The following is a 14350-nucleotide window of genomic DNA, read 5'->3' on the forward strand; positions in this document are numbered from 1 at the left end:
TTACATGAAAGAGTTATTTCATGACCAATCCCCTGATGAGCCCCAGTCCCCTGCCATTCGGCCTGCCGCCGTTCGCGGATATCACCGACGCGCACTACGCCGAAGCCGTGGAGGCCGGCCTCGCCGAGCACCTCGCTGAAATCCAGGCGATCGTTGACACGCCGGAGCCTGCCACGTTTGAGAACACCGCGCTTGCCATGGAGCGGTCCGGGCAGCTCCTGCAGCGTGCGGCGGCCTCCTTCTTCACCCTCGTCTCGGCCGACGCCTCGGACCCCATCCGCGACCTCGAGACCGTCCTGTCCCCGCGGTTCTCCGCCCACCAGGACGCCGTCTACCTCAACCGGGGGCTGTTCGAGCGTTTCGCCGCGGTCAACACGGACCAGCTCGACGCCGAATCCGCCCGGCTCGTGGACGAGTACCTCAAGGAGTTCCGCCAGTCCGGCATCCAGCTCGACGGCGCCGGCCAGGAGCGGCTCAGGGCCGTCAATGCCGAGCTCTCCCGGCTCGGAACCGAGTTCGGACAGCGGGTGAAGGAGGGGATGAAGTCCGCCTCGCTGCTGCTCGACGACGCCGCCGAACTCGCCGGCCTGCCCGCTGACGATGTTGCCAGCGCCGCCGAAGCCGCCCGCACCGCCGGGCACGAGGGCAAGTTCCTGCTGACCCTCATCCAGCCCAGCAACCAGCCCGCCCTCGCATCCCTCGAAAACCGGGACGTCCGCCGCCGCCTGTACGAGGCCTCCATCGGACGCGGCAGCGACGGCAGCGCCCTCGACGTTCTCGACCTGGTCAAGGACATGGTCAGGCTCCGCGCCGAGAAAGCGGCGCTGCTGGGCTTCGCCAACTACGCCGAACTCGTGGTGGACCAGCAGACCGCCCCGGATTTCGCCGCCGTGCAGACCATGATGAACCGGCTCGCGCCGGCCGCCGTCCGGAATGCGGACGCCGAGGCCGAGGCACTGGCGGAAGTGGCCGGGCACCCCCTCGAGGCCTGGGACTGGGCCTACTACTCCGCGAAGGTCAAGCGCGAACGCTACGCCGTGGACGAGCAGGCCCTGCGCCCCTACTTCGAGCTGGACCGCGTCCTCAACGACGGCGTGTTCTTCGCCGCCAACGCGCTCTGCGGCATCACGTTCCACGAACGCGCCGACCTCGCCGGCTACCACCCGGACGTGCGCGTCTGGGAAGTCCGCAACGCCGACGGGACCGAGCTGGGCCTGTTCCTGGGCGACTACTACACCCGCGAATCCAAACGCGGCGGGGCCTGGATGAACTCCCTCGTGGAGCAGTCCGGACTGCTCAACACCCGGCCCGTGGTGATCAACAACCTCAACATCTCCAAGCCGCCGGCCGGGGAACCCACGCTCCTGACCCTGGATGAGCTCCGCACCACCTTCCACGAGTTCGGCCATGCCCTGCACGGGCTGTTCTCCGCGGTCACCTACCCGCGCTTCTCCGGCACCTCCGTGCCGCGGGACTTCGTGGAATACCCCTCGCAGGTGAACGAAATGTGGATCATGTGGCCGGAGGTCCTGGCCAACTACGCCCGCCACCACGCCACCGGAGAGGCGCTGCCGCAGGAGGTTGTGGACAAGCTCGACGCCGCGCAGCTCTGGGGCGAGGGCTTCGGCACCACCGAATACCTGGGCGCGGCCCTGCTGGACCTGGCCTGGCATGTGCTGGACGGTTCCGAGGTCCCCGAGGATGTCCTGGAGTTCGAGGCCAAGGCGCTGGCCGCCGCCGGCGTGGCGCACCACCTGATCCCGCCGCGCTACCGCACCGGCTACTTCCAGCACATCTTCGCCGGCGCCGGTTACGCCGCGGGCTACTACTCCTACATCTGGAGCGAGGTGCTGGACGCCGAAACGGTGGAATGGTTCAAGGAACACGGCGGCCTCACCCGGGCCAACGGGGACTTCTTCCGCGCGGAGCTGCTCGCCCGGGGCAACAGCCGCGACCCGCTGGATTCCTTCCGCGCCTTCCGCGGCCGGGACGCGGAGCTCGAGCCGCTCCTCAAGCGCCGCGGCCTCGACTGACCCGCCCCCACCCCCGTCGGCTGCTCCGTAACCGCCCTTTTGGCGCCCCATAAGGGCACTTGCGGAGCAGTCGATGGGGAAAAACGACGACGGCGGCGAGTCACCCGAAAGGTGACTCGCCGCCGTCGTGCGTGGTGCTGTGGTCCGCTACCAGCCGCGCTGGGCCAGGCGGTGCGGTTCCGGGATTTCGTCCACGTTGATGCCGACCATGGCCTCGCCCAGGCCGCGGGAGGCCTTGGCGACCTCTTCCGGGTCATCGAAGAAGGTGGTGGCCTTCACGACGGCGGCGGCACGCTGGGCCGGGTTGCCGGACTTGAAGATGCCGGAGCCGACGAAGACACCGTCGGCGCCGAGCTGCATCATCATCGCGGCGTCGGCCGGGGTGGCGATGCCGCCGGCGGTGAACAGGACCACGGGGAGCTTGCCGGTGGCGGCAACTTCCTTGACGAGTTCGTACGGTGCCTGCAGTTCCTTGGCGGCGACGTAGAGCTCGTCCTCGGCCATGCCGGCCAGACGCTTGATCTCCGCGCGGATCTGGCGCATGTGGGTGGTGGCGTTGGAAACGTCGCCGGTGCCGGCTTCGCCCTTGGAGCGGATCATGGCCGCGCCCTCGTTGATGCGGCGCAGGGCCTCACCAAGGTTCGTGGCGCCGCAGACGAAGGGAATCGTGAAGTTCCACTTGTCGATGTGGTGGGCGTAGTCGGCCGGGGTCAGGACCTCGGACTCGTCGATGTAGTCCACACCGAGGGTCTGAATGACCTGGGCCTCGACGAAGTGGCCGATCCGGACCTTCGCCATGACCGGGATGGAGACGGCCGCGATGATCGCTTCGATCATGTCGGGATCGGACATGCGGGACACGCCGCCCTGGGCGCGGATATCGGCCGGAACGCGTTCCAGCGCCATGACCGCCACGGCTCCGGCATCCTCAGCGATGCGGGCCTGCTCGACGTTGACGACGTCCATGATGACGCCGCCCTTGAGCATCTCCGCCATGCCGCGCTTGACGCGGTTGCTGCCCGTAACGCTCTTCGCGGACGCGCCGGCTTCGCTGCTTACATCAGGTGTAGACACAAAAACCCCTATGGGTAGATAGATGACCTCGCCGGAGCGCGGACGGCACACAAATGCCGCTTCGCGCACACCGGATTACCGGATCCATTGGCCGGTAGTGCTAATACTAGTCCCCCGCCGCGCCCGGCTGAATTCCGATTACACCCGCTGGCGGGCCGAAGCTGCGCGCTCAGGCGGCCTGTCCGGTCGCGGTGCCCTCGGTCTCTTCAAGCGACTGCCGGCGCACGGTGATGATCCGCTGAATGATCGTCACGAGGCTCGCCGCGGCGAGGAGGCACAGCGTCACAAAAAGTACCACGGTGGGCAGTCCGATACCCGTGAGGCCGGTGACCACCAGGACGGACACCAGCCGCTCGGCACGCTCGGCAAGGCCCACATTGGCCTGGAAGCCCAGGGACTCGGCCTTCGCCCGTGCGTAGGAGACCACCATGCCCAGGACCAGGCAGATGACGGCGGCGATCGCGATGGGGGTGTCCGCCCCGCCGGTGAAGAACCAGACCGCGACGCCGGCGAAGAGGGCACCGTCCGATATCCGGTCCAGGGTGGAATCCAGGAAGTTGCCCCAGCGGCCTCCGCCCTTTTGCATCCGTGCCATGATGCCGTCGACGACGTCCGAGAAGATGAACGCGGTGATGAAGAGCGTGCCCCACAGGAGCTCGCCCAGCGGGTAGAACACCAGGGCGCCGATCACCACGCCGAGCGTCCCGACGATGGTGACGGCGTCCGGGGAGACACCGATCCGCAGCAGCCAGCGGGCAAGCGGGGAGAACAGCGCGGTGAAGAACCCGCGCGCGTGCCTATTCAGCATCCGTCGCCCCGCCGGCCGCCGGCCCGGTATCCGTCGCCACGTCGTTGGCCTGGGGCCAGGCCTCCGCCACCTGCTGGCGGACCTCCCCGAGGGTCTGGGTGATGGCTTTGGTCTGGGCGATGATCGGGAAGAAGTTCCCGTCCCCGCCCCAGCGCGGCACCACATGCTGGTGCAGGTGCCCGGCGATCCCGGCGCCGCCGGTCACGCCCTGGTTCATCCCGAGGTTGAAACCGGTGGGGTTGGCGACCTTGCGCAGCACGCGCATGGCCGTCTGCGTCAGCTCGGCGAACTCGGCGGTTTCCTCCACGGTCAGGTCCGTGTAATCGGGGATGTGCCGGTACGGGCAGACCAGCAGGTGGCCCGGGTTGTACGGGAAGAGGTTCAGCACGACGTAGCTGGTCCGGCCCCGGTAGACGATCAGGGAATCGTCGTCCTCGCGTTCCGGTGCCACGCAGAACGGGCAGTCGTCCACGTTCTTGAACTGGTGCTGCCCGCCCTTGATGTACGCCATCCGGTGCGGGGTCCACAGGCGCTGGAACGCGTCCGGCACCCCGGCCAGGCCAAAGTCGTCGGTCACGCCGTCGTCCCCCGGATACTCCGGAGCGGCCCCTGTGGTTTCCTGCATGCCTGGTTCTTCCCTGTCCGCTAGCTGGTCCGGTTGCGGACAGCGTCGACGATCCGCTGCACGGCCTCGGCCACCGGCACGCCGTTGTCCTGGCTGCCGTCACGGAAGCGGAAGGACACTGCGCCGGCATCGGCGTCGTCCCCGCCGGCGATCAGCACGAACGGGATCTTGTCCTTGCTGGCGGTGCGGATCTTCTTGGGGAACCGGTCCGAGGACATGTCCACCTCGGCGCGGATGCCCACGGCCTTGAGCTGGTCCACGACGTCGAACATGTAGTCGTTGAAGGCCTCGGCCACGGGGATGCCGACCACCTGGACGGGGGCCAGCCAGGCCGGGAAGGCGCCGGCGTAGTGCTCGGTGAGGACACCCATGAACCGTTCCACGGAACCGAACAGGGCGCGGTGGATCATCACCGGGCGCTGGCGGGTGCCGTCCGCGGCCTGGAACTCGAGTTCGAAGCGCTCGGGCAGGTTGAAGTCCAGCTGGATCGTGGACATCTGCCAGGTGCGGCCGAGGGCGTCCTTGGCCTGGACGGAGATCTTGGGGCCGTAGAACGCGGCTCCGCCCGGATCGGGGATGAGCTCCAGGCCGGAGGCTTCCGCCACCTCGGCGAGGGTGCGGGTGGCTTCGTCCCAGGCGGCGTCGTCGCCCACGAACTTGTCCGGGTTCTTCGTGGAGAGTTCCAGGTAGAAGTCGTCCAGGCCGTAATCCTTGAGCAGGCCCAGCACGAAGTTCAGCGTGGTGGTCAGCTCGTCCTTCATCTGCTCCCGGGTGCAGTAGATGTGGGCGTCGTCCTGGGTCATGCCGCGCACGCGCGTGAGGCCGTGCACGACGCCGGACTTCTCGTAGCGGTAGACGGAGCCGAACTCGAAGAGCCGCAGCGGCAGTTCGCGGTAGGACCGTCCACGGGAGCGGAAGATCAGGTTGTGCATGGGGCAGTTCATCGGCTTCAGGTAGTAGTCCTGGCCGGGCTTGCGCACGGTGCCGTCCTCGTTCAGTTCCGCGTCGATGTGCATCGCCGGGAACATGCCCTCCTTGTACCAGTCCAGGTGGCCGGAGACCTCGTAGAGGTGGCCCTTGGTGATGTGCGGGGTGTAGACGAAGTCGTAGCCGGCGTCGACGTGGCGCTGGCGGGAGTAGTCCTCCATGGCCTTGCGGATGATGCCGCCCTTGGGGTGGAACACCGGCAGGCCGGAGCCCAGCTCGTCCGGGAAGGAAAACAGGTCCAGTTCGGCGCCGAGCTTGCGGTGGTCGCGGCGTTCGGCCTCGGCGATGCGCTCCTGGTAGGCCTTGAGGGCGTCCTTGGTGGGCCAGGCGGTGCCGTAGATGCGCTGCAGCTGCTGGTTGTTCTGGTTGCCCAGCCAGTACGCGGCGGAGGACCGGGTCAGCGCGAAGGCGTTGGAGATCAGCTTGGTGTTGGGCAGGTGCGGGCCGCGGCACAGGTCGCACCAGATGCTGTCCCCGCTCTTGCGGTCCACGTTGTCGTAGATGGTGATGTCGCCGGCGCCGACCTCCACGTTGACACCTTCGCCCGCCTCGGCGGCGTTGTTCTTCTTGCCCAGCAGTTCGAGCTTGTACGGCTCGTCCTTCATCGCCTCGCGGGCCTCATCCTCGGTGACGACGCGGCGGACAAACTTCTGGTTCTGGTTGATGATCTTCTGCATCATCTTTTCCAGGGTCTTCAGGTCTTCGGGCGTGAACGGCTCCTCGACGTCGAAGTCGAAGTAGAAGCCGTCGGTGATGTAGGGGCCGATGCCCAGCTTGGCGTCGGGACGCAGCTGCTGCACGGCCTGGGCCATCACGTGGGCGGCGGAGTGGCGCAGGACGTTGAGCCCGTCCGGGGAGTCGATGGTGACGCCCTCGATCGTGGCATCCTCGGGCAGCGGCTGGTCCAGGTCCTTCAGCTCGCCGTTGATGCGGGCCACAACGACGTCGCGGCGCTCAAAAAAGAGTTCCGCGCCGGTGGTCCCGGTAGTCACCTTGGTCTCTTCGCCATCGACGAGAAGGGTGATCTGCTGGGCATCTGACACGGGTGCTCCTATTCAAAGTTTAGGCTTCGTAGCTTGTGGCGTACGGGGACCACAGCCAGCCTCGTCCATGCTATCGGTTTCTGAAGAGGCCAACCAACGCGCCGCTCAGCCTCCCAGCCCGGTAATGGCGAGGTTTCGGCTGATCCCGTCCAGCGGTCCGGGCGGCTCGGGTTCCCGGTGCTCCGGGATCCCGGAGGCCGGGACCGGGAACGGCAGGGTCTCGGTCCGGCTCAGGTCCCAGGCCATGCTGGCGCTGATGCTGATCCCCCGCGGCCCGGTCCGCCGGGTGGTTCCCCGGATCAGCAGCAGCCGGGTGCCGAACAGCAGCGGCCCGGCCAGCTCCTGGGCCTCATGGAAGAAGACGGAGTCCACGCAGCCCGTGCCGTCGTCGATGCTGATGAACACCACGCGGCGCCCTCCCCGCATGGGAGGGGTCTGGGTGGCGACGCGGACCCCGGCGACCAGCACCTCGGTGCCGTTGCGCAGTCCCAGCAGCCGGTCCGCGGTGGTGACGCCGAGCCGGTCCAGCAGCGGCCGGTGGCTGGCCATCAGGTGGTCGCTGACATCCACCGCCATCAGGTCCAGCTCGGCCCGGACAGTATCCACCAGTGTGGGCGCGGGAAGGCCGGCCTTGAGGTTCTTAAGCTCGACGTCTCCCAGCGGCAGCGACAGCTGCCCCTCGATCACGTCGAGCCCTTTCCGCTGCGGCCTGCTTTGCAGGGTCTGCAGATGCTGCACCAGGTCGGCGCGGTTGGCCGTCCCGCCGGAGGCCCGGTGCAGGGAGTCGAAGGCCCCCAGCTGGGCCAGCCGCTGGATGCTGGGTTTGCTCAGCCGGGATCTGGCCCGCAGGTCCGCGAGCGAGTCATAGGGCTGCCCCGCCACGATCCTTTTCAGCTCGGTACCGGAGAGGCCATAGATGCCGTTCAGGCTCAGCCGGATGCCCAGCTTCCCACGGTCCGGGCCGGCGGCCACACGTTCCACCCGGTACTCGGCCTGGCTGCGGTTGATGTCCAGGGGCAGGATGGGGATCCCCAGCCGCCGGGCCTCGGCCACCAGGAGCCGCTTGGGATACATGCCCGGATCGTGCTCCCACAGGCCGGCGAGGAAGGCTTCCGGGTGGTGGGTCTTGAGCCAGGCCGACTGGTAGGTGGGCACGGCAAAAGCGGCGCCGTGGGCTTTGCAGAAGCCGAAGCTGCCGAAGGCCTTGAGCGTCCCCCAGACCTTGTCCACCACTTCGGGGCTGTACCCCCGTACGCGGGCCTCCTTCCGGAAGAACTCCTCCACCTTGCCTTCCAGGACCTCGTTGCCGAGGGCACGGCGGAATTCGTCGGCCCGCGCCAGCCCGCAGCCGGTCATGACGTCAAAGGTCTTCAGGATCTGCTCATGGAACACCGTGACGCCGTGCGTCTCCTTCAGGACGGGTTTGAGGTCCGGGTGCGGATAGACCTCGGGCGCGAAGCCGTGCCGGTGCTCCAGGAAGGGCCGGACCATGTCCGATTTCATCGGCCCCGGCCGGAACAGGGAGATGTCGATGATGAGGTCATTGAACTCCCGGGGGGCGAGTTTGCCGATGAGCTCCCGCTGCCCGGGCGATTCGATCTGGAAGCAGCCCAAGGTGTGGGTGCTGCGGATCAGCTCATAGGTCGGTTCGTCGTCGAGCGGCACGGCGTTGAGGTCGATCTTCCCGTCGGGGGCGATGTAGTCCGGGCCTGTCCCGTCCGGCCCCGGCGGGTGGGCGCCGGCGGCCACCACCTCGGCCTTGGAGGGATGCAGCCGGATCACCTCGCGGACGGCGAAGGCCATGGCGCTTTGCATCCGGACGCCGAGGACATCGAGCTTGAGCATGCCCATCGGGTCCATGTCGTGCTTGTCGAACTGGCTCATCGGCAGGCCCAGTCCGCTGGGCTGCACGGGCGTACGGTCCAGCAGGGTCGCATCCCCCAGGATCACCCCGCACGGATGCATGGAGATGTGGCGCGGCAGCCGGTCCAGGCGTTCGGTGAGATCCACCAGCAGGTCCAGCTGCTGGTTCTCCCTGAAATCGCGCTGACCCACCCGGCCGGCGAATTCCTTCAGCTCGGGTTTTTCCTCGAGGGCCTCGCGGAAGTTCCGGGCCGAGAAGCGCCACAGCTGCTTGGCGATGTCCCCGATCTCGCCCTCCTCCATGCCCAGGGCCAGGCCGGCGTCGCGCACGGCACCGCGAGCGCGGTAGCCGTTTTGCATGCTCATCAGCGTGACGCGCTCGGAGCCGAAGCGCTCAAAAATCCTCCGGTACACGTTGTGCCGTTCGGCGCTTTCGACGTCGATGTCGATGTCCGGCAGGGTGGCGCGGTCCCGGGAGAGGAAGCGTTCGAAGATCAGGTCGTGTTCCAGCGGGTTCACCTGGCTGACGTCGATCAGGTAGTTGACCAGGCTGGAGGCCCCCGAGCCGCGGGCCGCCGCCCGGACTCCCATGTCCAGGATCATCCGGGAAACCTCGGCGACGGTCAGGAAGTAGGCGGCGAAGCCCAGGCTGTCGATGATCCGCAGCTCGTGCCCCAGCCGCGAGCGCAGCTCCTCGGCGGGTTTGCCGGTGATCCCCGGGAACCGCCGGCTGATGCCTGCCTCACAGCGCTGGGTGAGCTCCGCCAGGGCGTCCCCGGCGATCCCGATGACCGAGGCTTCCGGGACGACGGGCTGTTTCCATCCCATGTCCGTCACCGGATCAATCCGGCACCGGTCCGCGAGCGCCTCGGTCTGCGCGGTCAGGTTCTTGAGGTCCGCGGCGCCGTATCCGGCGGCGTGCATGATCTCCTTGCCCAGCTGGAGCATCTGCTCCGCGGATTTGAGCCAGCCCTGCCCGTTGGGCTGGAGCAGCGGGGCGGCGGAGAGCTCGGGCAGCGATTTGAGGGTGCGGGCGGAATCCAGCACGTCCGCGGTGGCCGCTCCGTCCTCGGCGACATACCGCACGGCGTTGCTCAGCACGGCAGGAACCCCGTGTTCGGCGGCGAGCTTGAGCATCCGCACCGCGTGGGCGGTGCTGAGCGGTTCCCCGGGCGGGCTGAGCTGGCTGACCACCTCGGCGGCGACGGTTCCGGGCGGCATGGCATCGAGCCAGCGTTTGAACAGGGTGCGGGGGCGCAGGTAGCGTCTGCCGCCCATGGCACGACCGACGTCGGAGTCCGGGCCGATCAGCACGGTCAGCACCGGTTTGAGGGTTTCCGGGTGCAGGGTGCGGGAAGCCAGCTCGGCCCGGGTCACGGCGACGGGCACCGCTCCCCCGGCCTTGCCCGTGGTGCGGGCATGCGCATCCGAGATCAGCCGGCACAGCGCGCGGTAGCCGGCGCCGCTGTTGTTCCCGTGGGCCAGCACGACGACGCGTCCCCCCACCTGGGTGCGGAGGTCGCCGTCGTCGTCAAAGACCGCAAGGTCCACGCCGACGATGGGATCCAGCCCCGCGGCCATGCAGGCCTTCAGGTGTTTGACCGTCCCGTAGAGGCCGTCGCGGTCCGTGCAGGCGAGCGCCGTCGCCCCGTCCGCGGCCGCGGCGGCGGCCAGCTCCTCCGGCCAGGAGACCCCGTAGTGGGCGCTGAAGGCGGTGGAGACATGGAGATGGGTGAAACTCATGCCGATTCGGGTTTCCGGACGGGAAGCAGGCCATCGTGGATCCGCAGCAGGCGCCAGCGTCCGCTGCCCACATGCCGGGTCAGGTCAAGGGTGAGGCTTTCCTGGCCGGGGGAATCTGCCCGGCGCACCTGGACCCGCCAGATCTCATGGTCCACCAGGCCCGGGCCGCTCCCCAGGGGTGCGCGCTGCTCTTCCGCCCACCATTGGCGCCGCTCGTACCAGCGGACCGGTTCCGCACAGACGGTGTAGTGGTGGCCGGCCCAGTCGAGTTCCAGGGGCTGGCCGGAGGGTGCGCAGACGACGTCCACCGACTCGCTGAACATGCCCATCGCGCCTCCCTGCCCACACCATCTGTAAAGCTCACCAGTAACTATTCGAACACATATTCGAACAACTCCAGTCTACGACGGTGCCGGGGCAAAACCTAGATCGGGGGTGGACGGACGCAGGCACAGGTAGCAGGATTGAGCCATGAGCTCCCATAACGCACTTCTCAAGCACGTAAGCATCGCCGCCGAGGACAAGTCCTTGGTGGCGAAGTTCGATATAGACGGAAATATCCCCGGTCAGGGCGCCTACGTTGTGGGGCTAGTGGCAGCAACCCCGGATCACTCCCACCAGCGACGAATGGGGATCGAGTTCATGAACGGGGAGGCCGTGTCCTTCTACTGCTTCAGCCACGACGGCACGGAGGAAAACTTTGACCTCAAGGGCGTGGAGCACTCCGGCAACACCATCACCGGGTACTTCCCGATCAGCACCATCATGGGCCTGGCCAAGGGCCACCTCATGACGGCGTTCAGCGACTGCGACGGCCGCGACTACCAGGCGAACGTCCCGGTGGAGGAATCCCTCTAGGCTCCCGGGCCTAGGAGCTGGCTTTGTAGACTTCCAGTTCGAGCGTGATGAAGGCGTCGATCATGGCCCGGTAGGTCTTCTCAACGAGTTCGACGTCGATGTCCTTCTGTTCCGCCGTGGCGCGGACGTGCTCGATAACCCGCTCCACGCGGCCGGGGGCACGGACCTCGGCGCTATCGGACTTCAGGGTTCCGGCGATCCGGATCAGGCGCTCGCGGCGTCCGATCAGCGACACGATCTGCTCGTCCACCTCGTCAACAGCCACCCGCACGGCGGCGAGCTGTTCCCGGTCGGCCTTGGCAGCTTTGTCGTTTTCGTGATTTGTGGACATGTCAATGACAGTATCGAAAGATGCAGCCACGAGTCGATTTAATTTCCCTGGGCGTCCGCAGTGTTGACGCCTCCCGCAGTTTCTATGTCGACGGTCTGGGCTGGCCCGTGCACCGGGAAGTCCGCGGCGAGGTCCTCTTCATCCAGGCCAATCACGGCCTGATCCTCTCGCTCTGGGACGCCGGGCAGATGCAGGCCGAAGCCGCCACTGATCCCCCCGCCGGCCGCCCCTGCATCACGCTGAGCCACAACCTGGCCAGCGCGGCGGAAGTCGACCGGGTGATGGCGGAGGCGCAGGCGGCCGGGGCGGAAATCGTCGCCAGGCCGAAGACGCAGTCCTGGGGCGGTTACACCGGCTACTTCGCCGATCCCGACGGCTACCGCTGGGAAGTGGCGTTCAATCCCGGCTGGGCGGTCGACGGCGGCGGCAACGTGACGCTCTGACGGCAGCTAGCGAAGAGACACCGAAAGCCGGCGTTCCAACAGCGGCGGGTCAAAGCGGGCATCCTGCTTGGTTTCTCCGTCCTGGCACCAGCCATGTCTTTCGTAAAAGCGCATGGCGCGGTCGTTGCCGTCAGCGACCCAGAGATATGCACTTTCGTATCCCATGGCCCGAAGGCCGCCCATCGACGCCAGTAACAGTTCGGAGCCCAGTCCACGGGACCAATACGCCGGCGCAAGGTTCAAGGCATGGAGTTCCCCGGTCCCCTCCGCCACATCATCCCGCGGCCTCCCGAATCCAGACCAGCCCACCGCAGCGCCCTCGGCTGTCACGGCCAGACGGCGGACGCTTCGATCGGTATCCCCGAGGATCCCGGCCCAACTCCGGGTGAGCCGCTCGACGTCCATTCCTGCAAGATAGCCGGCATCAAGAATCCCTGCGTAGGCCGCACGCCAGGCCAGGATCTGGGAAGACGCAAAGTCCGGAGCGTCGCTGTGGACTGCCTCCCGAATCGAATAGTTGATCTTCACGTCAAAGTCCCCCTGCCGGGCTGGTGCGGGCGGATCCTGCACCGCTCCCTGGGCGGCATCCTACCCTCGCCCTGGGGCCCAGGGATGGAACGGAAGCCACCAAATCCCTGTACGGATGGGCTTCAGCAGAAGGTGCCGATTGTGACCAAGGGCACAAGGACCCTATTGGGCTGTCGGACGGCGCCGCTAACGTTGCTTGGAGCACACGGCGGCACGCTTTTCGAGCCGGTGTGCAGTGGGCTACGAACAGCGGGGGTGCCGCGTCTCTACGGCGGCACCCCGCAGCTTCCGAAGCAACGGAAAGAAGGTTCCCGGGGGGATCGCGCCCCGCAGGTTGAGCAGCCGTCCCAGCTGTGTGGCCTTAGCCATCCGTCGCAGCCTTAAGTTCCGTCGGGATGGCCGCGGCAATGCCGGCGGCAACCTCCTGCGCTGTGAGTCGGGACGTGTCGATAACCAGGTCGGCGCCAGAGATCATCCAGTCCCGGGAGGCGGAATACTCTGCGATGTGGTCCATCCGCCACTGCCTGCCGGTTAATTCCAGCTGATCATTCTCAATCCGGTGCCGAAGGCTGGCTTCGTCCGCGTCCAGCACGACATGGAATATCTGCTCGCCGAGGCCGCTGAACGTCTCTTTCAGTTCTCCCCAGTACTCCTGCCGCAACACGGTCTGCACTGCCACGAGGTGTTGTCCGGTCTGCCGGCGGATTGCCACCGCAGTAGCCGGGACCAAGGCGCGCCACGCGGGCAGGTCCTGGAAGTCGGTGAATGCCTGGTCCTTCAAGCTGTGCACGAGCATGTAGCCGACCACCTCAGGATCAAAGTGCCGCAGAGCAGGAAGCCTCTCCACGAGCGCCGTACCAGCGGTCGTCTTCCCCACGCCGAAGGTTCCGTTGATCCAGATCATCATGCGCTCGACGGTACCTTCGCCCCGGGGAGGCCGGCGGACCGGACCGGGCGTGTCCCGGAAGCGACCGCCAGGCTCGTGCGGGCCGGGCCGTCACGAATTCAGGTGCCGGTCTTCCAGCCGGTAGTCGAGGAAGTGGCCGAAGAACGGATCGTGGGCCACCGGGTCCGCCCCGGACGCTGCCGTGTTCACGAGCCAGTCGATCTGCCGCGGAATTGTCCCGGCGTAGGTTCCGACCGGTTCGTAGCCGAGTTCGAGGGAAGCACCGGTACTCAGTACCACCGGCGGCCGGAAATCCCACGGATGGTCGCCCAGGCCCTCGGGAGCGGTTTCGTCGAGCAGTACTTCATCCCATTGGTGACCGAGGTGCCGGGCGATTGTCTGTGCGATCTGACGGGCATTCGGCGCGTCCGGGTCGGCACTGTTGAGAATGCGCACACCCGGCCTGGACGAAATGCATTCCACGAGGGCGGCCGTGTTCACCGCGGCTGTGGTGTGGTCGCCGCCGTGGCCGGCGTGCGCGAGGAACACCGCCGGGCGTTTGTCGAGGACCCGCTTCACGAACATCCATTCCCGGGGACGCCCGGCGCCTTCGCCGTGAACCTTGGACGCCCGGATCACGGTCACGGGATGGCCGCTATCCAGCAGGGCGTGCTCCGCGGCAACTTTATTGGCCCCGTAACCTTCGCGGGAGTCGTAGTCTCCCCCGCCGGGGTCCATGGTCGGGTGGTTCTCGGTGATGGGGGCCTCGAAGCGGGGAGCGACGTCGGAGTTGACGTGGTTGCCGGCGGCGTCGACATAGACGGCTTTGCTGGACAGCATGACGGTCGCGGTCACATCCCCCAGATGCGGTATGAGCGTCGCGGCATCGTCCGCCATGAAACACACACCGTCCACCAGGAGGTCGGCGCCGCGTCCAATCACCGTCGCCAGGGCCGCACTGTCGCGACGATCGGAGGCGAAAAAACGCACTCCCGCGTCCGCGAGGTCGGCCGGCATCCTGCGGCCGTCGCGGCCCGTGACGTCCACTGCCCACCCGGCTTTGATAAGCCGCCACGCGATGGCGCGGCCGAGCACTCCAGTGCCCCCAAGGATTACGGCCCGTTTCAT

The 14350-nt window shown here is 67.2% G+C and carries 13 protein-coding genes; 3 read left to right on the forward strand and 10 right to left on the reverse strand.

Features of this window, described 5'->3' with window-relative positions:
- The first annotated feature begins 20 nt into the window (after positions 1 to 20).
- Positions 21 to 2033, forward strand: a complete 2013-nt coding sequence (locus AC06G6_RS10810; protein ID WP_479821885.1) for a M3 family metallopeptidase — start codon at positions 21 to 23, stop codon at positions 2031 to 2033.
- Between the two features lie 147 nt (positions 2034 to 2180).
- Here the strand turns inward: AC06G6_RS10810 and pdxS are convergent, their stop codons facing one another.
- The 6 genes from pdxS to AC06G6_RS10840 all read right to left on the reverse strand — a co-directional run bounded on the left by pdxS (position 2181) and on the right by AC06G6_RS10840 (position 10505).
- A complete protein-coding gene (gene pdxS / locus AC06G6_RS10815; protein ID WP_463899519.1) occupies positions 2181 to 3107 on the reverse strand; it encodes a pyridoxal 5'-phosphate synthase lyase subunit PdxS in 927 nt (308 codons plus the stop codon).
- A 169-nt stretch (positions 3108 to 3276) separates the two neighbouring features.
- On the reverse strand, positions 3277 to 3915 hold the full coding sequence (pgsA, locus tag AC06G6_RS10820) for a phosphatidylinositol phosphate synthase (protein WP_479821887.1): 639 nt from the start codon (positions 3913 to 3915) through the stop codon (positions 3277 to 3279).
- Complete coding sequence (locus AC06G6_RS10825; protein ID WP_479821889.1) at positions 3905 to 4540, reverse strand: HIT family protein; 636 nt, start codon at positions 4538 to 4540, stop codon at positions 3905 to 3907. The genes pgsA and AC06G6_RS10825 overlap by 11 nt, the downstream gene beginning before the upstream one ends.
- Before the next feature lie 20 nt (positions 4541 to 4560).
- Positions 4561 to 6570, reverse strand: coding sequence for a threonine--tRNA ligase (thrS, locus tag AC06G6_RS10830; RefSeq protein WP_479821891.1), 2010 nt, complete (start codon positions 6568 to 6570; stop codon positions 4561 to 4563).
- 105 nt (positions 6571 to 6675) lie between these two features.
- Positions 6676 to 10176 (reverse strand): DNA polymerase III subunit alpha, encoded by a 3501-nt coding sequence (locus tag AC06G6_RS10835; protein ID WP_479821893.1) that lies wholly within the window; start codon positions 10174 to 10176, stop codon positions 6676 to 6678.
- Positions 10173 to 10505, reverse strand: a complete 333-nt coding sequence (locus AC06G6_RS10840; protein ID WP_479821895.1) for a DUF6504 family protein — start codon at positions 10503 to 10505, stop codon at positions 10173 to 10175. The genes AC06G6_RS10835 and AC06G6_RS10840 overlap by 4 nt, the downstream gene beginning before the upstream one ends.
- A gap of 142 nt (positions 10506 to 10647) precedes the next feature.
- Between AC06G6_RS10840 and AC06G6_RS10845 the strand changes: the two genes are divergently transcribed.
- The gene (locus tag AC06G6_RS10845) at positions 10648 to 11034 is read left to right on the forward strand and encodes a hypothetical protein (RefSeq protein ID WP_307465395.1); all 387 of its coding nucleotides are present in this window, start codon (positions 10648 to 10650) and stop codon (positions 11032 to 11034) included.
- Between the two features lie 10 nt (positions 11035 to 11044).
- Here AC06G6_RS10845 and AC06G6_RS10850 read toward each other — a convergent pair whose 3' ends face one another.
- The gene (locus AC06G6_RS10850) at positions 11045 to 11365 is read right to left on the reverse strand and encodes a chorismate mutase (protein WP_307465397.1); all 321 of its coding nucleotides are present in this window, start codon (positions 11363 to 11365) and stop codon (positions 11045 to 11047) included.
- Between the two features lie 20 nt (positions 11366 to 11385).
- On the opposite strand from AC06G6_RS10850, the gene AC06G6_RS10855 reads away from it, so the two are divergent.
- Positions 11386 to 11808, forward strand: coding sequence for a VOC family protein (locus AC06G6_RS10855; RefSeq protein WP_479821898.1), 423 nt, complete (start codon positions 11386 to 11388; stop codon positions 11806 to 11808).
- 6 nt (positions 11809 to 11814) lie between these two features.
- Here AC06G6_RS10855 and AC06G6_RS10860 read toward each other — a convergent pair whose 3' ends face one another.
- From AC06G6_RS10860 to AC06G6_RS10870, 3 genes are all read right to left on the reverse strand, one after another.
- Entirely contained in the window at positions 11815 to 12336 is a 522-nt protein-coding gene (locus AC06G6_RS10860; protein ID WP_479821900.1) for an N-acetyltransferase family protein, read from the reverse strand.
- Positions 12337 to 12697: 361 nt separating this feature from the next.
- A complete protein-coding gene (locus AC06G6_RS10865; RefSeq protein WP_479821902.1) occupies positions 12698 to 13243 on the reverse strand; it encodes an AAA family ATPase in 546 nt (181 codons plus the stop codon).
- Between the two features lie 90 nt (positions 13244 to 13333).
- Positions 13334 to 14350 carry an NAD-dependent epimerase/dehydratase family protein gene (locus AC06G6_RS10870; protein ID WP_479821904.1) on the reverse strand — a complete coding sequence of 339 codons (1017 nt, stop codon included), beginning with the start codon at positions 14348 to 14350 and terminating at the stop codon, positions 13334 to 13336.

It is taken from the genome of Arthrobacter sp. CJL-S3 (assembly GCF_056711635.1).

Excerpts from the sequence above, each read along its gene's own strand:
- AC06G6_RS10810 (WP_479821885.1), top strand. The coding sequence starts at position 21 with ATGACCAATCCCCTGATGAGCCCCAGTCCCCTGCCATTCGGCCTGCCG.
- pgsA (WP_479821887.1), bottom strand. The coding sequence starts at position 3,915 with ATGCTGAATAGGCACGCGCGCGGGTTCTTCACCGCGCTGTTCTCCCCG.
- AC06G6_RS10825 (WP_479821889.1), bottom strand. The coding sequence starts at position 4,540 with ATGCAGGAAACCACAGGGGCCGCTCCGGAGTATCCGGGGGACGACGGC.
- AC06G6_RS10835 (WP_479821893.1), bottom strand. The coding sequence starts at position 10,176 with ATGAGTTTCACCCATCTCCATGTCTCCACCGCCTTCAGCGCCCACTAC.
- AC06G6_RS10840 (WP_479821895.1), bottom strand. The coding sequence starts at position 10,505 with ATGGGCATGTTCAGCGAGTCGGTGGACGTCGTCTGCGCACCCTCCGGC.
- AC06G6_RS10845 (WP_307465395.1), top strand. The coding sequence starts at position 10,648 with ATGAGCTCCCATAACGCACTTCTCAAGCACGTAAGCATCGCCGCCGAG.
- AC06G6_RS10850 (WP_307465397.1), bottom strand. The coding sequence starts at position 11,365 with ATGTCCACAAATCACGAAAACGACAAAGCTGCCAAGGCCGACCGGGAA.
- AC06G6_RS10855 (WP_479821898.1), top strand. The coding sequence starts at position 11,386 with ATGCAGCCACGAGTCGATTTAATTTCCCTGGGCGTCCGCAGTGTTGAC.
- AC06G6_RS10865 (WP_479821902.1), bottom strand. The coding sequence starts at position 13,243 with ATGATGATCTGGATCAACGGAACCTTCGGCGTGGGGAAGACGACCGCT.
- AC06G6_RS10870 (WP_479821904.1), bottom strand. The coding sequence starts at position 14,350 with ATGAAACGGGCCGTAATCCTTGGGGGCACTGGAGTGCTCGGCCGCGCC.